The organism is Pseudoduganella sp., assembly GCF_041914865.1.
Taxonomy (GTDB): domain Bacteria; phylum Pseudomonadota; class Gammaproteobacteria; order Burkholderiales; family Burkholderiaceae_D; genus Rugamonas.
This window is the reverse complement of record NZ_JAYSCO010000018.1, coordinates 70,705-88,128: the sequence shown is the minus strand read 5'-3', so window position 1 is coordinate 88,128 and position 17,424 is coordinate 70,705. Positions and strand designations below refer to the sequence as shown.

The 17,424-nt window shown below is 64.8% G+C and carries 21 protein-coding genes; 5 read left to right on the top strand and 16 right to left on the bottom strand.

Annotated elements, in window-relative coordinates; genetic code table 11:
* On the bottom strand, window positions 1–670 hold a 670-nt coding region (locus ACE3TQ_RS11180; RefSeq protein WP_374582239.1), incomplete at its 3' end, for a Clp protease N-terminal domain-containing protein.
* A complete protein-coding gene (clpS, locus tag ACE3TQ_RS11175; RefSeq protein WP_055937573.1) occupies window positions 667–969 on the bottom strand; it encodes an ATP-dependent Clp protease adapter ClpS in 303 nt (100 codons plus the stop codon). The genes ACE3TQ_RS11180 and clpS, both read right to left, overlap by 4 nt.
* 326 nt (window positions 970–1,295) lie before the next feature.
* On the opposite strand from clpS, the gene ACE3TQ_RS11170 reads away from it, so the two are divergent.
* Together ACE3TQ_RS11170 and ACE3TQ_RS11165 are read left to right on the top strand one after the other, a co-directional pair.
* Window positions 1,296–1,499, top strand: coding sequence for a cold-shock protein (locus ACE3TQ_RS11170; protein WP_130314874.1), 204 nt, complete (start codon window positions 1,296–1,298; stop codon window positions 1,497–1,499).
* An 82-nt stretch (window positions 1,500–1,581) separates the two neighbouring features.
* Window positions 1,582–2,088 (top strand): GNAT family N-acetyltransferase, encoded by a 507-nt coding sequence (locus ACE3TQ_RS11165; RefSeq protein ID WP_374582238.1) that lies wholly within the window; start codon window positions 1,582–1,584, stop codon window positions 2,086–2,088.
* On the opposite strand, the gene ACE3TQ_RS11160 is transcribed toward ACE3TQ_RS11165, so the two are convergent.
* The 3 genes from ACE3TQ_RS11160 to icd all read right to left on the bottom strand — a co-directional run bounded on the left by ACE3TQ_RS11160 (window position 2,085) and on the right by icd (window position 5,432).
* Window positions 2,085–2,552: a hypothetical protein gene (locus ACE3TQ_RS11160; protein WP_374582237.1), complete on the bottom strand. Its 468-nt coding sequence runs from the start codon at window positions 2,550–2,552 to the stop codon at window positions 2,085–2,087. The genes ACE3TQ_RS11165 and ACE3TQ_RS11160 overlap by 4 nt on opposite strands.
* Before the next feature lie 19 nt (window positions 2,553–2,571).
* A complete protein-coding gene (locus ACE3TQ_RS11155; RefSeq protein ID WP_374582236.1) occupies window positions 2,572–3,852 on the bottom strand; it encodes an RNA-guided endonuclease InsQ/TnpB family protein in 1,281 nt (426 codons plus the stop codon).
* 326 nt (window positions 3,853–4,178) lie between these two features.
* Entirely contained in the window at window positions 4,179–5,432 is a 1,254-nt protein-coding gene (gene icd / locus ACE3TQ_RS11150; RefSeq protein WP_374582235.1) for an NADP-dependent isocitrate dehydrogenase, read from the bottom strand.
* A 103-nt stretch (window positions 5,433–5,535) separates the two neighbouring features.
* Here icd and ACE3TQ_RS11145 point away from each other — a divergent pair, with 103 nt between their 5' ends.
* Together ACE3TQ_RS11145 and ACE3TQ_RS11140 are read left to right on the top strand one after the other, a co-directional pair.
* Window positions 5,536–6,099, top strand: coding sequence for a pseudouridine synthase (locus ACE3TQ_RS11145; protein ID WP_374582233.1), 564 nt, complete (start codon window positions 5,536–5,538; stop codon window positions 6,097–6,099).
* A 77-nt stretch (window positions 6,100–6,176) separates the two neighbouring features.
* Window positions 6,177–6,434 (top strand): hypothetical protein, encoded by a 258-nt coding sequence (locus ACE3TQ_RS11140; RefSeq protein WP_374582232.1) that lies wholly within the window; start codon window positions 6,177–6,179, stop codon window positions 6,432–6,434.
* A 148-nt stretch (window positions 6,435–6,582) separates the two neighbouring features.
* Here ACE3TQ_RS11140 and rpsT read toward each other — a convergent pair whose 3' ends face one another.
* Entirely contained in the window at window positions 6,583–6,849 is a 267-nt protein-coding gene (rpsT, locus tag ACE3TQ_RS11135; RefSeq protein ID WP_374582231.1) for a 30S ribosomal protein S20, read from the bottom strand.
* 172 nt (window positions 6,850–7,021) lie between these two features.
* On the opposite strand from rpsT, the gene murJ reads away from it, so the two are divergent.
* Window positions 7,022–8,572, top strand: a complete 1,551-nt coding sequence (gene murJ / locus ACE3TQ_RS11130) for a murein biosynthesis integral membrane protein MurJ (protein ID WP_374582230.1) — start codon at window positions 7,022–7,024, stop codon at window positions 8,570–8,572.
* 6 nt (window positions 8,573–8,578) lie between these two features.
* On the opposite strand, the gene ACE3TQ_RS11125 is transcribed toward murJ, so the two are convergent.
* Genes ACE3TQ_RS11125 through ACE3TQ_RS11080 form a run of 10 tightly spaced genes read right to left on the bottom strand, consistent with a single transcriptional unit; the run spans window position 8,579 to window position 17,415 of the window.
* Window positions 8,579–9,340: a type II secretion system protein gene (locus tag ACE3TQ_RS11125; RefSeq protein WP_374582228.1), complete on the bottom strand. Its 762-nt coding sequence runs from the start codon at window positions 9,338–9,340 to the stop codon at window positions 8,579–8,581.
* Window positions 9,306–9,680, bottom strand: coding sequence for a type II secretion system protein (locus ACE3TQ_RS11120; RefSeq protein ID WP_374582227.1), 375 nt, complete (start codon window positions 9,678–9,680; stop codon window positions 9,306–9,308). The genes ACE3TQ_RS11125 and ACE3TQ_RS11120 overlap by 35 nt, the downstream gene beginning before the upstream one ends.
* Window positions 9,674–10,144, bottom strand: a complete 471-nt coding sequence (locus tag ACE3TQ_RS11115) for a type II secretion system protein (RefSeq protein ID WP_374582226.1) — start codon at window positions 10,142–10,144, stop codon at window positions 9,674–9,676. Before ACE3TQ_RS11115 ends, ACE3TQ_RS11120 begins: the two co-directional genes overlap by 7 nt.
* A gap of 3 nt (window positions 10,145–10,147) precedes the next feature.
* Window positions 10,148–12,178, bottom strand: coding sequence for a secretin N-terminal domain-containing protein (locus ACE3TQ_RS11110; RefSeq protein WP_374582225.1), 2,031 nt, complete (start codon window positions 12,176–12,178; stop codon window positions 10,148–10,150).
* Window positions 12,175–12,720, bottom strand: coding sequence for a hypothetical protein (locus ACE3TQ_RS11105; protein ID WP_374582224.1), 546 nt, complete (start codon window positions 12,718–12,720; stop codon window positions 12,175–12,177). Before ACE3TQ_RS11105 ends, ACE3TQ_RS11110 begins: the two co-directional genes overlap by 4 nt.
* The gene (locus ACE3TQ_RS11100) at window positions 12,717–13,247 is read right to left on the bottom strand and encodes a hypothetical protein (RefSeq protein ID WP_374582223.1); all 531 of its coding nucleotides are present in this window, start codon (window positions 13,245–13,247) and stop codon (window positions 12,717–12,719) included. The genes ACE3TQ_RS11105 and ACE3TQ_RS11100 overlap by 4 nt, the downstream gene beginning before the upstream one ends.
* Window positions 13,244–13,789, bottom strand: coding sequence for a hypothetical protein (locus tag ACE3TQ_RS11095; RefSeq protein WP_374582222.1), 546 nt, complete (start codon window positions 13,787–13,789; stop codon window positions 13,244–13,246). Before ACE3TQ_RS11095 ends, ACE3TQ_RS11100 begins: the two co-directional genes overlap by 4 nt.
* The gene (locus ACE3TQ_RS11090; protein ID WP_374582220.1) at window positions 13,786–14,556 is read right to left on the bottom strand and encodes a hypothetical protein; all 771 of its coding nucleotides are present in this window, start codon (window positions 14,554–14,556) and stop codon (window positions 13,786–13,788) included. The genes ACE3TQ_RS11095 and ACE3TQ_RS11090 overlap by 4 nt, the downstream gene beginning before the upstream one ends.
* On the bottom strand, window positions 14,549–16,234 hold the full coding sequence (locus ACE3TQ_RS11085; RefSeq protein WP_374582218.1) for a GspE/PulE family protein: 1,686 nt from the start codon (window positions 16,232–16,234) through the stop codon (window positions 14,549–14,551). The genes ACE3TQ_RS11090 and ACE3TQ_RS11085 overlap by 8 nt, the downstream gene beginning before the upstream one ends.
* Window positions 16,231–17,415 carry a type II secretion system F family protein gene (locus ACE3TQ_RS11080; RefSeq protein ID WP_374582217.1) on the bottom strand — a complete coding sequence of 395 codons (1,185 nt, stop codon included), beginning with the start codon at window positions 17,413–17,415 and terminating at the stop codon, window positions 16,231–16,233. Before ACE3TQ_RS11080 ends, ACE3TQ_RS11085 begins: the two co-directional genes overlap by 4 nt.
* Between the last annotated feature and the right edge of the window lie 9 nt (window positions 17,416–17,424).

Genomic DNA, 17,424 nt, shown 5'->3' with positions numbered 1-17,424 from the left:
TGCCCACGCCAGCCTCGCCCACCAGCAGCGGGTTGTTCTTGCGGCGGCGGCACAGCACCTGGATCACGCGGTCCACTTCGTCCTCGCGCCCGATCAGCGGGTCGATCTTGCCTTCGGCGGCGGACTTGTTCAGGTTCTGGGTGAACTGGTCCAGCGGCGATTCCTTGGTCTGGCCTTCCGGTGCGGCGCCCTCTTCCACGCCCTCGGAGGCTTTGCCGGAATCCATCTGCTGGTCCTTGCGCACGCCGTGGGAAATGAAATTGACCACGTCCAGGCGGGTCACGCCCTGCTGGTGCAGGTAGTAAACAGCGTGCGAATCCTTCTCGCCGAAGATCGCCACCAGCACATTGGCGCCGGTCACTTCCTTCTTGCCGTTGGACGCCGACTGTACGTGCATGATGGCGCGCTGGATCACACGCTGGAAGCCCAGCGTCGGCTGGGTATCCACCTCGCCGGTGCCCGGCACGGTCGGTGTGTTGTCGCCGATGAAGTTGGTCAGCGTCTTGCGCAGGTCCTCAATATTCACTGCGCACGCGCGCAGGACCTCGGCTGCCGAGGGGTTGTCCAGCAGGGCCAGCAGCAGGTGCTCCACGGTGATGAACTCATGCCGTGCTTGCCGCGCCTCGACAAACGCCATATGCAAACTTACTTCTAATTCCTGCGCAATCATACTTCCTCCATCACACATTGCAGGGGATGCCCCGCCTTGCGTGCATGCGTTAAAACAAACTCCACTTTGGTTGAAGCTATATCTTTAGAGAAAACGCCGCACACGCCTTTGCCATAGCGATGGACACTCAGCATAATTTGTGTGGCCGTTTCCCGGTCCTTATTGAAATACTCCTGGATAATGGCGACCACAAACTCCATCGGAGTGTAGTCGTCATTGAGTAGCGCCACCTGGTACATAGGTGGCGGCTTGATCGCCTGCCGTTCCAGGACGGTTTCGGTGTCATGCTTGGTTGCCATACGCTTATATTCTAATGCTTTCAGACTGGATGCAACGCCCATTTAAGAGGGGCATTTCCATCAGTACTTATCTTACGCGTTTTCGCCGATTGCCGCAGATGGCGGCTGGGTTGGGCAAAATCAAGGCCGGATGAAATTTGCTGTTGCAAAAATCTCACCGTGTGCTAGTGAAAGCGCTTGACATTAAAAATTGTTCCGCCAACAATGCCATATCGACTTTGTGCAGATCTGTACATGTTGGTAAGAAGTGAGTTGTCGAGGAGGGGGCAGGAAGCTTCTTGCTTTTATGGCTCGTGTGATTCGTTTTTATTGAAAGTTTTTTTAAAATGGCAACTGGTACCGTTAAGTGGTTCAATGACTCCAAAGGTTTTGGCTTCATCACTCCTGATGACGGCGGTGAGGATTTGTTCGCACACTTCTCCGCGATCAACATGAACGGCTTCAAGACCCTGAAAGAAGGTCAAAAAGTTCAGTTCGAAGTTACTCAAGGCCCTAAAGGTAAGCAAGCTTCCAACATCCAGACCAACTAATCCCTGGCCTCGGACAACGAAAAGCCCCGCCCCGCGGGGTTTTTTTTCGTCCACCGCGCGCCGCGATTATGCCGATTTCGTCATGCAAATCCGTACTATCCGCTTACACGATGCACCGGCCTTACTGGCGTTCGAGCTCGCCAACCGGGCCTGGTTCGAGTCGCACATCGACGCCCGCCCGCCCGATTTTTACAGCCTGGCCGGGGTCGCCGCCCACATCGAGGACGTGCTCGCCCGGCATGTGGCTGGCAGCATGCATCCGTGTTTGTTGGTGGAAGACGACGGTAGCATCGTCGGGCGCTGCAACCTGAAGGATATCGACCCGGCCACCCGCCGCGCTGAAGTCGGCTACCGCATCGCCGCCTTCGCCTGCGGCCGCGGCCTGGCGGGTGCAGCTGTGCGCCACCTGATGGAACTTGCTTATGGCCAGTGGCAGCTAGCCGGCCTGGATGCCCACGTGACCATCGCCAACGCCGCCTCAGCGCGCGTCCTCGAACGCGCCGGCTTCAGCTTCGCCGGCCCCTCGCCCGTCCAGGCCCGCGTCGCCGGCCAGGTGCTCGATTGCCTGCATTACCGGCACCAAGGCTAGAAAAGCCGGCTGGCCATATGGGCCACCAGCACCACGACCGCCATCGTCAGCCCCACCATCCAGCGGCTGAATGCATCCTGCCGCCGCGAGATTTCGACCAGACGGGCTTCCTGCCGTTTATCCATGTCCATCAGGCGCGCTTCCTGGCGCTTGTCCATTTCAGCCATTTGCGCCAGGAGCTGGCTCGCCAGCGCTTTCATGCCGTCCTGCTGGCGCCGCTCGGCTTCGGCAAAGCGCTCCAGGTTCTTTCGCTCCGCTTCCGCAAAGCGCTCGGCGATGGCCAGATCTTGCTCCGCAAATCGTGTCGCCATGTCCGCGCGGACAAGGGCAAAGCCGCTGTCCATATGCTGGCGCAACAATGACAGTTCATGCATCAAAGCATCCACCTTCTTCTCCACGTGCTGAAGCGGCGCTCCTTCATCATCTTCGGGACGGGCACGATTGATCTTGACATCCTCCCCCACCTCGGCCTCCGGCCGCCGCTTACGCGGGAAGGAGGGGGATTCCTGCTGCGCCACTACCAGCAGTGGGCTGGCATAGTCCGCTTCGGAGGGTTCCTGCTGTTGACGGCATTACTACACCATTCACTACACAGGCTAACCGGGCGTCGTCCCGCCCTTCGCTTCGAATCATTGCTTCACCGCGTCGCAACACATTGATCGCGCCCACCACATCGGCATTATTTTCATAGCCGCACGCCACACACGCGAATTTGGCTTGTGTGCGCCGGTTATCGGGCGAGACATGACCACACCCCGGGCAAGTCTGGCTCGTATGAGGCGCAGGAACCGCCACCAGCGAGCCGCCTTTCCAGGCCAGTTTGTAAGCAAGCTGGCGACGAAACTCATACCAGCCTTGATCGAGGATTGCCTTGTTCAGGCCGGATTTGGCGCGCACGCCGCGCCCAGGCTCGCTCTGGCTGCCGGCAGCCGATTTCGACAACTGCTTCACACGCAGGTCTTCGATATAGACGATCGCGTGGTTGTTGCAGATCGCCCTCGTCACCTTGTGCAAAAAGTCTTTGCGCGCATTACCTATGCGCGCGTGAACGCGCTGCACGCGCTTCTTAGCCTTCGTCCAGTTCCGACTGTGTTTGACCTTCCGGTTCAATGCCTGCTGCGCCTTACGCAGCCTGGCCTCATGCCGCTTGAAGCTGTTGATCGGTTCCTCGTAATCGCCATCCGACAGGGTGGCAAAGCGAACGATGCCCATGTCCACGCCGACGGCCTCGCCGCTGGCGACCACGGGGGCGACTTCGCGCGCGGTCTGAATTGCCATAAACCAGCGCCCGGCATGCAGGCTGACCGTCACATTGCGCACCGCGCCCAGTACTTGCCGACTATTGCGATAACGCAGCCAGCCCAGCTTGGGCAAGAAAATGCGGTCATTGCCTTGCTCGATCCTGATTTGTTGTGGGTCCGGATAGCGGAAGCTGTCCTGGCGCCCTTTCTTTTTAAAGCGTGGGAAATCCGCGCGCCCCGCAAAGAAATTGGCGTAGGCCTGCTCCAGATTCTTGAGTGATTGTTGCAGCGGATGGGTGGGCGCCTGCCGCAACCATGGTGTGTCCTTGGCATGCCGCCAACCAGTCAGCAGCTTGCACAACGCTGCATACCCCAGCCTCTTGTCACCACCCTCGTAGCGCGCTTTCTGGATATCCAGCGCCTTGTTGAAAACATAGCGGCATGCGCCGGCAAAGCTTTGCATTGCCCGCCGCTGCCGGCCGTTTGGCATCAACTCAAATCGATATGATTGAAGGCGCTCCATACTGTAATTTTATACAGTATTCCGTATCGCAGTCGCACGGAAGGATGCCTGCGGCATCCGCGCTCTTGACCTCGGTCTGAAGGCCGAGGCTTGCCGCGCATTAGGTCAAGCAAGCTCTGCGACATGGCAGCCTCCAGGTCGGCACGGAAGCCTTATTCTCCGCCCGCGCGCGCCCACTCCAATTGACCTGGATCAGCGCTCCGCCACGCCGATACGTACAGGCGTTCGGCAATCGCCACCGGCACCGCGCCATGCGCGCCAACGCATAAAAAAACCCCGCCTCCTTTCGGATGGCGGGGCTTGCCTGCGCGGCGGGCGCGCGCGAATTACATCTGCTCGATCATCACTTCGCCGAAGCCGGAGCACGATACCTGGGTCGCGCCTTCCATCAGGCGGGCGAAGTCGTAGGTCACGCGCTTCGAGGTGATGGCCTTCTCCATGGCGGAGATGATCAGGTCAGCGGCCTCGGTCCAGCCCATGTGGCGCAGCATCATTTCCGCCGACAGGATCAGCGAACCCGGGTTCACATAGTCCTTGCCCGCATACTTCGGCGCGGTGCCGTGGGTCGCTTCGAACATGGCCACGGAGTCGGACAGGTTGGCGCCCGGCGCAATGCCGATGCCGCCCACTTGCGCCGCCAGCGCGTCGGAGATGTAGTCGCCGTTCAGGTTCAGGGTGGCGATCACGGAGTACTCCGCCGGGCGCAGCAGGATCTGCTGCAGGAAGGCGTCGGCGATGGAATCCTTGACGGTGATTTCGCGGCCGGTCTTCGGATTCTTGAATTTGCACCATGGGCCGCCGTCGATCAGCTCCGCGCCGAACTCTTTCTGCGCCAGCGCGTAGGCCCAGTCACGGAAGCCACCTTCGGTGTACTTCATGATATTGCCCTTGTGGACGATGGTGACGGAAGGCTTGTCGTTGTCGATCGCGTACTGGATCGCCTTGCGCACCAGGCGCTCGGTGCCTTCGATCGACACTGGCTTGATGCCGATGCCCGAAGTCTCAGGGAAGCGGATCTTCTTCACGCCCATTTCCTTGGTCAGGAAGTCGATCAGCTTCTTCACGCCTTCGGTGCCCTGTTGGTATTCGATACCGGCGTAGATGTCTTCCGAGTTTTCGCGGAAGATGACCATGTCGGTCTTCTCCGGCTCACGCACCGGCGAAGGCACGCCCTTGAAGTAGCGCACCGGGCGCAGGCAGACGTACAGGTCCAGCTCCTGGCGCAGGGCCACGTTCAGCGAACGGATGCCGCCTCCGACCGGGGTGGTCAGCGGGCCTTTGATCGAAACCACATATTCCTTCAGCACCTGCAGGGTTTCTTCCGGCAGCCACACGTCCGGGCCGTACACCTTGGTCGATTTCTCGCCGGCGAAGATTTCCATCCAGCTGATCTTGCGCTTGCCGCCGTAAGCCTTGGCCACCGCCGCATCCACAACCTTGATCATCACCGGGGTGATGTCAACGCCGGTACCGTCGCCTTCCAGGTAGGGAATGATCGGGGTGTCAGGTACGTTCAGCGAAAAGTCGGCATTGACGGTGATTTTCTGGCCGTCGGCAGGTACTTTGATATGTTGGTACATCGTGTTCTCCGAAGAAGGGATTAGGCAGTCTTCTATAAGACATAAGACACAAGCGTTCCACATTATGCACCAGTATTTTACTGGGCGCTATACAATCCAGCCTATGCCACTGATACTTTTTAATAAACCTTTCCAGGTATTGTGCCAGTTTTCCCCTTCGGGAGATAAGGAAACGCTGGCCAACTATGTGAAGGTGCCGAACATCTATCCGGCCGGCCGCCTCGACTACGACAGCGAGGGCTTGATGCTGATGACCGACGACGGCAAGCTGCAGCACAAGATCGCCCACCCCGACCGCAAGGAAGCCAAGACCTACCTGGTGCAGGTGGAAGGCGTGCCGGACGGCGCCGCCCTGGCGCGCCTGCAGGCGCCGCTCGACCTGGGCGATTTCACCACCCTGCCCTGCAAGGCGGTGCGCATCGCCGATCCCGAGTGGATCTGGCCGCGCAACCCGCCGATCCGCCAGCGCGCCGGCCAGCCCACGTCCTGGCTCGCCATCACCCTGCAGGAGGGCAAGAACCGCCAGGTACGGCGCATGACCGCCGCCGTCGGCCACCCCACCCTGCGCCTGGTACGCTCAGCCATTGGCGGCATCTCGCTCGCCAGCCATCCCCTGATGCCGGGCGAATGGATGGAAGTGTCGCCGGACGACCTGCGCCCGCGCTAAGTCAACCCAAGCGGGCGCGGCAGCGTTTATGAAGCAGGTTCATCCAGAACCTGCCTTCACTATAAAAGGAGTCCGTCATGTCCAAGACTACTGTCGCACTGCTTGCCTCCCTGCTTTCCCTCTCCGCCTTCGCCGCCGACCACCATATGAAGGGCTCGGCTTCGGCCTCCGCCGCCGCTTCGGCCGCTTCCGCGGCATCGGCCGCCTCGGCAGCTTCCGCCGCATCCGCAGCCTCGGCCGCGTCCATGCCGAAGAAGGCCAAGAAAGCCGCCGCCTCCGCTGCAGCTTCGGCCGCATCCGCCGCATCGGCAGCCTCCGCCGCCCCCATGAAGTAAGGGACGTCCGCCCCGCTGAAAGGCAGCCCGTGCGGCTGCTTTTCTTTTGCGGCGCACCACCCGGTACAAAGCGAAAAACCCGCTATGGCGCAATGCCATGCGGGTTATTCGACACCTGTTTGGCGGCTAATGCCGCCAGCACACGAACTTAGGCGGACAGTGCCTTCAGGGCAGCTGCCAGACGGCTCTTGTGACGAGCAGCCTTGTTCTTGTGGATGATTTTCTTGTCAGCGATCGAGTCGATGGTCGACACGGAAGCCTGGAAGATGGAGGTAGCAGCAGCTTTGTCGCCAGCCTGGATAGCCTTGCGAACAGCTTTGATAGCGGTACGCAGGGTCGAACGCTGAGCGGAGTTGTGAGCGTTTTGCTTAACTGCTTGGCGAGCGCGTTTGCGCGCTTGTGCGGTATTTGCCATTTGAGAATCCTAATTCGTTGTCAAAGTTCGTTTGCAAACAATAGCGTTTGCCAAACCGGTGAGGTGTTTTCAGAGCCGGCTGAACGTCGTTGCCTGCCTTACTGAATTCTGTACAGCCTTAAATTATAACGGGGTTTTGCCGCCAGGGCAATTCAAAATATAATCTGCCCCCATGAACCTGCTCAAGACCCTCGCTGCCATTTCCAGTATGACAATGCTGTCCCGGATCACGGGACTCCTGCGCGAAATCCTGTTCTTCCGCGCATTTGGCGCGGGCGGCTTGACCGACGCATTCTACATTGCCTTCCGCATCCCCAACCTGCTGCGCCGGCTGTTCGCCGAAGGGGCCTTCTCCCAGGCTTTCGTGCCAATGTTGGCAGAATACAAAACCCAGCAGGGCGAAGAAGCCACGCGCACCCTGGTTGACCATGTGGCAACGGTGCTGGTCTGGGCTACCTTGCTGACCAGCGCAGTCGGTATTATAGGCGCCCCCCTGTTCGTCTACCTGGTGGGCTCGGGCCTGAGCAAGGATCCGGAATCGTTCGATGCCGCCGTCTGGATGACGCGCCTGATGTTCCCGTATATCGCCTGCATGTCCTTCGTTGCGCTGTCGAGCGGGGTGCTGAACACCTGGCGCCAGTTCAAGATCCCGGCGTTCACCCCGGTCCTGCTGAACCTCTCCTTCATTGCGGCGGCCCTGTTCCTGGCGCCGCACCTGGCGCAGCCGGTGTACGCGATGGCGATCGCGGTCATGGTGGGCGGCATCCTGCAGGTGGCGATCCAGGTGCCGTCGCTGGTCAAGATCGGCATGCTGCCGCGCCTGTCGTGGAACCCGCGCCACGGCCTGTCCGATCCGGGCGTGCGCCGCATCCTGAAAAACATGCTGCCGGCGCTGTTTGCCGTCTCGGTGGCGCAGATCAGCCTGATGATCAACACCACCTATGCCTCCTGGATGCAGGAAGGCAGTGTCTCCTGGCTGACGGCGGCGGACCGCCTGATGGAATTCCCCAACGCGCTGCTGGGCGTGGCGCTTGGCACCATCCTGCTGCCAAGCCTGGCCAAGGCCAGCCAGGAGCAGGACCATGCCGAGTACTCGGCTTTGCTGGACTGGGGCCTGCGCCTGACTTTCCTGCTGGCCTTGCCGGCCGCGGTCGGCATCGCCGTGCTGGCCCTGCCGTTGATCGCCACCCTGTTCCATAACGGTAAATTCACCAGCTATGCGGCCGTCATGTCGGCCCAGCCCCTGCTGGCCTATGCGGTCGGCCTGCTCGGCATCATCCTGGTGAAATCGCTGACGCCGGCCTTCTATGCGCGCCAGGATGTGCGCACGCCGGTCCGCATCGGCATCATCACCCTGGTGGCGACGCAGCTGATGAATATCGCCTTCGTCTGGCAGTTCCAGGTGGCCGGCCTGGCGCTGTCGATCAGCGTGGCGGCCTTGCTGAACGCCGCCCTGCTCTACCGCGGCCTGCGCCAGAAGGACATCTTCGCGCCGCAGCCGGGATGGGGCAAATTCTTCGTGCGCCTGCTGGTCGCCGTGGCGCTGATGGGCGTGGCGGGCTGGTTCGGCGCACGCCAGTTCGACTGGATCGGCATGCAGGGCCAGGCCTTGCTGCGCGCCGGCGCGCTGTTCCTGGTAATCGGCGGCTGTATCGTGGTGTACTTCGGCACCCTGTTCGCGCTCGGCTTCCGCCTGCGCGATTTCAAGCGCCGCGCCAAATAAGGCCGCTCACCGCCGCGAAGGCGGCGTCGCCGGCGGCTGCTCGCGCGCCGGGTCGGGCGGCGTTTCCTGCTGCTGCGGCTCGGCTGGCGGCTCCTGCGGCTCCTGCGGCTCCTGTGGTTCCTGCGGCTCTTGCGGCGGTTCCGGCTCCGGTTCGGCCGGCTTGGGCGGCTGTTGCGGGGTGCCGGGCTGCATGCCCGTCTGCGTTTCCGGCTGCGTCGGCATGCCGGTGCCGGGCTTGGCCGGCTGCCCCGGCATCATCTCGCCGCCTTTGGCGCCGGCCACCTGCACGCCCTCGCCGCTGAACTTCCACTCGGCCAGGCTCGACTTCCCTTCGAAGGCAACGAAACGCGGCGGGAAGTTGGCGATCTTGATCGGCGCCGCTTTGGACAGGCTGTAAATGGCCAGGATGCCGCCGTTCTCGTTCGCCTTCACGATGCCCCACTCCGCCTTGCCCGTCATCGGGTCGACGTAGATGCGCCGCAAATGGCGCCGCAGCTGCGGCGAGCGCGGGTCCTTCAGCAGTTCCTGGAACGAGTTCGGGTAATTGGGCTGCCCATCCGGCGTGGCGGCGGCATAACTGGCCAGCGCATTGCTGTACTCCATGCCGATATCGAGCAGAGCCTGTTCCGCCGCCGCGCGCTGCAGCGTGGTGCCCAGGCGCAGCGCGGCCGCCCCCACCAGGCCGATGATCATCACCAGGATCACCACGCTGGCGTAGGTGAAGCCGTCCTGCCTACCACTCCGAATAGGGCTTGCCGCTGCGGTCATTGCCCGGTGCTCCACTCTTGATATCGGCCACATTGCCTTTGGCCAGGTCGTCCGGCGCGACGATAGTCCAGCTGTCGCTCTTTTCCGTGATCGGGTCGACCGGCAAGGCGCGCAGGTATTTCTTCTCCACCAGCTGCTCCAGGCTGTCCGGATAGCGCCCGGTGTCGCCGTAGAACTGGTCGATGATGGCGCGCGTGCTGCGCAGGTTGTCGGCCAGAATGGTTTCCTTGGTCTTGTCCACGCTGGGGAAGTAGCGCGGGATGGCGAGCGTCAGCAGCAGGGCGATGATGCCCAGCACCACCAGCAGCTCGATCAGCGTAAAGCCCTTTTTGTTCACCATTTCTTGTAAGGCACGCCATTCAGGCCTACCTGCTCCGAAGTCGAATATACGTCATACACATCCTCGCCCTCGCGCGGGTCGTCCGCCTCGCTGGCGTAGCTGCGCTTGCCCCAGGTCTCGGCGCCGGTGGCATTGCTGTCGGTGTTGAACGGGTCGCGCGGAATGCGGCGCAGGAAGAAGATCTTGGAGCGCTTCGGGCTGCGCAGGTCGACCACGCCCTCGACCAGCACTTCCAGCTTGCGCGGGTAGCCGTTGCCGGTGATCGACTTGGCGATGCGGCCGTCATCGTAGGCCGCCTTGTAGTCGTCCAGCGCCTTGCGGATCTCGTGCAGCGAACGGCGCAGCTCCTGCTCGTTGCGGCGCTGGACCACGGTCTGGCCGACCGGGATCGCCAGCATGGCGAGCAGGCCCAGGATGGCCAGCGTCACCAGCAGCTCGATCAGGGTGAAACCGCGCGCGCGCATCGCTCAGTCCTTGCGCTCCGTGCTGGCGGGCGGCTGCACGGTATTGGCCGGCGACGGCGCCGGCGACGGGGCCGGCTGCGGCGCGGTCACGCTGCTGGCCGGGCCGGGCTGGGTATCGGACAAGGGCACGTTCTGCGGCGCGGCCAGGTTGGCGGGCGGCGTCGGAACCGCCATCGGCGTGGCGCCCGTGGCGGCCGGCGCCGGCAACTGGGCTGGCTGCGGCGCGCTGGCGCCGGCGGCCGGGCGGGCACCCGGCAGCACGACAGGCTGGCGCGGCGTCACGTCGGGACGGCGGCGGAAGTTGGCCTCGGTGCCGGCCGAGAATTCGGCCGCCGACGCTTCCGGACGCTGCAGGTTGCGCACCAGGTGCGGCGTAATCGACAGCACGATCTCGGTCTTCTGCTTGTCGTCGGTCTGCGAACCGAACAGGCGGCCCAGCAGCGGGATGTCGCCCAGGCCCGGCACCTTGTCGGCCGTGCTGCGCTCCTCGTTGTTGATCAGGCCCGCCAGCACCTGGTTCTCGCCGTCCTTCAGCTGCAGGAAGGTGGAAGCCTGGCGCGTGCCGATCTGGTAAGCCGTGGTGCCGGTCTTGGTCTGGATCTGCTGGATCAGGTTCGACACCTCGAGCGCGATGCGGATGCCGACTTCATTATTCAGGTAGATGGTCGGCTCCGCGTTCAGCGTCAGGCCGACATCGACATAGCTCACCGACTCGTAGGCAAAGCCCTGCGTGCCCGGCGACACGGTGGTGGTAATCACCGGCACCTTCTCGCCGATCACGACCTTCGCTTTTTCCTTGTTGCGCACGCGGATGCGCGGGCTGGCCAGCAGGTTGGTGTCGCCGTCGGTCTTCTTCAGGTTGATGTTGGCGCCCAGCGCCGACACGCCGATGTAGTTGCGGTTGATGAAGTCCAGGTCGCGCAGGGTCAGCGGCGTGCCCTTCTTGTCGGCGTTCAGCACCGACAGGCCAACCTGGTTCGGCCACTCGACGCCCAGCTCCAGCAGGCGGCTGCGCTTGATCTCCAGGATCTCCACGTCCAGCATGACTTCCGGCTCCGGCTGGTCCTGCATGGCGACGATCTTTTCCGCCAGCTTCACGGCGTCGGCGCTGTCGCGCAGGATCACCAGGTTGAGCTTTTCATCGGCCACCACATCGCGCGACTTGAGGATGGTCTTGAGCGTGTTGGCCACGCTCTTGGCTTCCGCGTTGGACAGGTAGAAGGTGCGCACCACGGTTTCCTGGTATTCCTTCAGCTTGGCCGCCGTGTTCGGGTAGATCAGGATGGTATTGCCATCCATGACCTGCTGCTCCAGCTGGTTGGTCATCAGCAGGAAATAGACGGCCGATTCCACCGTGCTGTTCTTCAGCATGATGGTGGTGCGGGTATCGCTCTTCACATCCTTGTCGAAGATGAAGTTCAGTCCCGAGCGGCGCGAGATGATGTCGAATACCTGCTTCAGCGGCGCCTCGCGGAACTCGATGGTGATCGGCGTCTTGTACGCCTTGGACAGGCCGCTTTCCGCCGGCGCCTGCGGCGTTTGTTCGTTGATCGCGCGCAGCAGCGCGCGGCCGCGCACGTGGTCCGGCTTCTCCGACAGCACGGTGTTCACCCGGCTTTTGGCCGCCTCCAGCTCCTTCTGTTCCAGGTGCAGGCTGGCCTGGGCCAGCAGCTTGTCGTGGCGGTCCGCCATTTCCAATGCGCGCAGGCCGGCGCGCGCCCGTTCATTCTGCGGGTTCAGCGCCAGCACACGCTGGAAGTTCTGCGCCGCCAGCTCGTACTTGCCGTCATTCAGCAGGCGGTCGGCCTGCTCCAGCAGGCGGATGCTGTTGCGGTCGCGCGCTTCGTAAAAGGCGGCGCGGTAGGTGGCATTGCCCGGCTCGCGGTTGATCGCCTCCTGGAATTTCAGCAGGCTCGCTTCGACCTGGTCCTTCTCGGCCAGGCTGCGGCCGTCGCGGTAGGCCATTTCAGCGGCGCAGCCGGACAGCGCCAGCACCAGCACGGACAGGGTCAGCGTTCTCAGGGTTGGCTTCACTCAATCACTCCAATATGTAGCTGCTGCACCTGGTTCATGGGCAGGTAGGTCATCGTCAGGGTGGGCGGGGCGATATTGTCGACGCGGTAGACGCCGTCGATCTGCGTGCCCTTGCGCACCACAAAAGTCTGCTCGCCGCGCCCCAGGTACACCTCCCACTGGCCGTCGGCGGCGGCCTTGCCGAGGAACTGGAACGGCAGCGGTGGCGCGGTCGGCGGCGGCGGCGCCTGGTTGCGGCTCTCGGGCGGCGGCGGCGGTGGCGGCGGGTTCCAGCTCTGGCCGCCGAACACCCCATCCTTGCTCTTGAACGAACCCTCGCCCACCGCGCCGATCAGTTCATCGCGCGGCACCAGGCGCAGGATGGCGCCCGGGCCCGCCGGCGCGGCCTGCGTGGCGGCGACGGCGCGCGCGTCCGGCGCACTGCGCGCCGGCTTGCGCTCGACCGCCTCGGCCACCGTTGCGCTGGGCGTGCGGTCGCCGAACAGCACCAGCGCCGCCGCGCCCACCAGGGCGGCGCCCATCAGCAAATGGCGCGGCTTCATGGCTGCTCCTTCAAATACAGCGTAAAGCGCACGCGCGCCTCCACCACCGGCTCGCTCACCGTCTCGCGGCGGAAGGCGATATCGTCCAGCGCCGCGAACGGGATGGCCGACAGCGCCTGCAGGCTGAATTGCCAGATATTGTGGTAGGCGCCTTTCACCGGCAAGGTCACCTGGTAGGTGGCGAGGCGGCCCGCCTTGTCCGTGCTGAACTTGTACTCGCCCTGGTCCAGCGCCAGTCCGGTCTTGGCGGCGATGTCGAACAGCTGCTTGACCTGCTGTTCCGCGTGGCGCTTCTCGCCCAGCGTCGCATAGAACAGCGCCAGGTTCTCATTGGCGGTGGGCGGCGGCGCAGCCTGCGCCAGCTGCGGCGGCGCCGGCGGCAGCGGTGCACTGGCCTGTCGGCCCGCCTTGAGCGACCAGGCCAGCAGCAGCGCGCCCGCCAGCAGCAATGCCAGGGCGATGCAGGCGGCCGGCCCAAGGCGCATGGCGCCCAGGCGCAGCCGCAGCAGCAAGGCGGCTACGTTCATCGCGCCCTCCACTGCACTTCGACCTGGAACCGCAGCGGACGATTCGGGTCCTGCTCATTGGTTTCGTGGCGCAGCAAGGCCGCGCCGCTGAAGAACTCCTGCTGTTTCAGCTGTTCGATATAGCCGACCATATCGTCGGCATTCTTCGCCTCGGCGGTAATCTTCAGCGCCTGCTTGTGCGGATCGGGATCGAGCGCCAGCAGCGCCACGGCCGGCGTATTGGCGGCCGCCACGGCGTCCTGCAGCTGGCGCCACGGCAGGTTCAGCTGCAGCACGGCGGCATTGACGGCCAGCGCCTGCGCTTCCGGGATCACGCTTTCCGGCGGGCGCTGCGGCGCGCGCACGGCGGCGGCCACTTTGCGCTGCTGGGCGCGCAGCGCCTCCTCGCGCGCGGCTTGCTGCTGCGCCGCCTGCCAGCCCAAACTGGCGCCGGCCAGCAGCATGGCGCCACCCGCCAGGGCCGCCGCCAGGGCGGCGGGATGCATGCGGTACAGCGCGCGGCGCCAGCCCGGACGGGCAAAATCAAGCTGCATCGGCTTCATGCTGTGGCTCCCAGGGCGGCGGTGGCAATGTGCTTGTCGGTGCCGGCCGGCTTGGCCAGCGCCAGCGGCACTTCTCCGCTCAGCTGGATCAGGCCTGGCGCCTGCAGCCCGAGCAGCAGGGCTTCGCGCTGGGCCGTTTGCGTCAGCCAGTAATGGTCGGCGCCGTGCGGCATGGCGATATGGCGCACGGCGCGCAGCTGGCCGCCTTCGCAGGCCGCCAGCGCCAGCACGCTGCCCTGCGCCACGCCGAACCAGGCGTCGCGTTTCAAGGCGCGCGCATGGCGGTTCCAGGCCGCGATAAAGTGCGGCACCACGGCAATCACGGCCAGCGCGTGGCGCGCCGCCGCAGCCTCGATGGCGGCCAGCAGCGCGCGCGGCACGGCGGCCGCCATGAACGGCGCGCCGGCATTCCAGTCGGCGCTGAGCTGCCAGGCGGCCGGCGACTCGCCGAACAGGGTATGGAAGCGCAGCGCGGCGGCCCCCTCCAGGTCGGCCAGGCGCGCCGCCTGCAGCGGCGGCACCACCTGCCACATGCGCACCAGGTCGTCCGCCAGCACGAAGCTGGCCGCCATGCCGCGCGCATCCTGGCCGGACAGCAGGCCATCCAGCGCGCCCGGCAAAGCCGCGGCCAGCGCATCCGGCGTCACGGCCAGCGGCTGCTCGGCCAGCAGCTGCGGCGCGGCCCTGCCCCAGCGCCGCGCGCGCAGCAGGCGCAGCGACTGCGGCATCATCTCGATACGCAGCGACTGTGTGAAATTCTTAAGCATGCAAGGTCACCCGCTTGATTTCCGCCAGCGTCGTGTCGCCGCGCCGCACCAGTTCCAGCGCCGCATGGCGCAGGCTGCGCGTGCCGTTGGCGTACGCCGCCGCCTTGATCTGGCGGATCGGCTTCTTTTCCACGATCAGTTCGCGGATCTCGTCGTTCAGGGTCAGGATTTCCGCGATCGAGCGGCGCCCCTTGAAGCCGGTGCCGCGGCAGTCGCCGCAGCCCTTGCCTTCCTTGAAGCGGAACTCGTACGCGTCGGCGCGCGCCAGGCCGACGCTGGCCAGCTCCTCGTCCGACGGCGTCACCTCCACCGCGCAATGCGGGCAGTTGATGCGCACCAGGCGCTGCGCCCAGATGCCGTTCAGCGCCGACACGAAGGCGTAGGGATCGATCCCCATATGGGTAAAGCGCCCGAACACGTCGAACACATTGTTGGCGTGCACCGTGGTCAGCACCAGGTGGCCGGTCAGCGCCGACTGCACCGCGATTTCCGCCGTCTCGCGGTCGCGGATCTCGCCCACCATGATCTTGTCGGGGTCGTGGCGCAGGATCGAGCGCAAGCCCTTGGCGAAGGTCAGCCCCTTCTTCTCGTTGACCGGGATCTGCAGGATGCCCGGCAGCTGATACTCCACCGGGTCCTCGATGGTGATGATCTTCTCGCGCCCGTTGTGGATTTCCGTCAGCGCCGCGTACAGCGTGGTGGTCTTGCCGGAGCCGGTCGGCCCGGTCACCAGCAGCATGCCGTAGGCTTCCTGCGCCAGCGCGCGCAGGGTCGACAGCGAAGGCGCGTCAAAGCCCAGCGCCTCCAGCGTCAGCGAACCGTAGGACTCGATCATCGCGCGCTTGTCCAGGATACGGATCACCGCGTCCTCGCCATGGATCGAGGGCATGATCGAGACCCGCAGGTCGATCTCGCGCCCCATCGACTCGACGCGGAAGGAGCCGTCCTGCGGCACGCGCCGTTCGGCGATATCGAGTTCGGCCAGCACTTTCAGGCGCGAGATGATCTGCTCCGCCACGTCGACGCCGTTGACCGCCGTCGCATGGTCCAGCACCCCGTCCACGCGGTACTTCACGGCCAGGCCGCCGGCGGTCGACTCCAGGTGGATGTCCGAGGCACCCGCCTTGAGCGCATCGTACAGCGTGGAATTGACCAGCCGCACCGCCGGCGAGGCGCCCTCCGACACGGAGGCGAACGACAGCACCGCCGCCGTCTTGCCGTCGCGCCGCGCGCCCTCGCCGCCCGCCACCAGGCTGTCGACGGCGCGCGCCGACTCCTCCTGCTTCGACAGGTAGGCCTGGATATCGGCCTGCAGCGCCAGCCGCAATTGCAGCGGCGCCGCCGCCGTGCAGCGCGCCTGCGTCGCCAGCCAGGTCTGCAAATCGAGGTCGAACGGGTCGGCGATCACGCCCACCGCCGCCCCGTCGTGGGCGCGCAGCAGCACGCAATGGCGCGCCATGGCCTGCGACAGCGGCAGCAGGTCGAAGGCCGGCTCGAAGGCCAGCATGTCCACCGTTTCCAGCACCGCCAGCCCGAACGGCAAGGCCAGCGCGCGCACCGCCACGCGCGGCTCGATGCCGGACAGCTGCTCCAGCTCCTCCACCAGGCTGCGCTTCGATTGCAGGCATTGCGCGCGCGCCTTGGCCAGCATGGCGGCGTCGAGTACCGGAACATTCATGACATCTCTCCGGCAAGATCAAAAATCGGCATATACAGCAGCACCACGATGGCGCCCACCACCAGGCCGATACCCGCCATCAGCAGCGGTTCGAAAGTACGCGTGAAGCGGTCGATCCAGCGGCTGATTTCGCCGTCGTAAAAGGCGGCCGACTGGGTCAGCATGGCGCCCATCTCGCCGGTGCGCTCGCCCACGCGCAGCATGCGCAGCGAAATCGGCGTGGTCAGGCCGTTGGCCTCGAACGCGGCCGACAGCGGCAGGCCGGCCTCGATCATGGCGCGCGCGCCGCGCAGTCCCTGCTGCACATTGACCGACACCATGCCCTGCACGGTATCGATCGCATGCAGGATGGTGATGCCGCCCTCGCTCAGCATGCCCAGGGTCAGGTACAGGCGCGACAGCTCGTAGATGCGCACCCGCTCGCCCACGCCCGGCAGGCGCCCCAGCAGGCGCGCCATGGCGCCGCTGCGCACCAGGCGCCGCACGCCCAGCACCGCGCCGCCGAGCGCCGCGCCGATGCCGGCCAGCAGCGGCGCCGTGTGCGCGGCCGCAAACTGGCCCCAGGCCAGCATCACCTGCGACATCCATGGCAGGTTGCGCCCGGCGCCCTGGTACACCTCGGCAAAGCGCGGCACCACATAGCCGATCAGGAACAGCGACACGCCGCCGCCCACGAGCAGCAGGATGCAGGGATAGATGGCCGCGCTGACCAGTTTGGTGCGCACCAGGTCGACGCGCTGCTGGTAATCGATGAAGCGTTCGAGCGAACGCGGCAGGTCGCTGGTGCCTTCGGCCGCCTTGACGATGCCCACGTACAGCGGCGGGAACAACTGCGGCTGCTCGCCCAGCACGGTGGAAAAGCGCTGGCCTTCGCGCAGCCCGGCCAGCAAGCGTTCCAGCACGCTGCGCGTGGCCGGCGCCGCCTCTTTTTCCAGCAGCGCTTCCAGCGCTTCCACCACGCCCAGGCCGGCGTTCAGCAGCGCCAGCAGCTCCTGGCTGAACAGCACCAGCGAGAGCGCCTTGGCCTTGCCCGCGCGCAGGCCGGCGCGGCGCGGCGTGATGGCGCTGACGAACAGGCCGCGCGCCTCCACCTGGCGGCGCGCGTCAGCCTCGTCGCGGCCATCGACCACCAGCTGGCCGATCACCATTTCCGGCGACAGGGTGCGGACTTCGAATTGCATCGGGGCCGT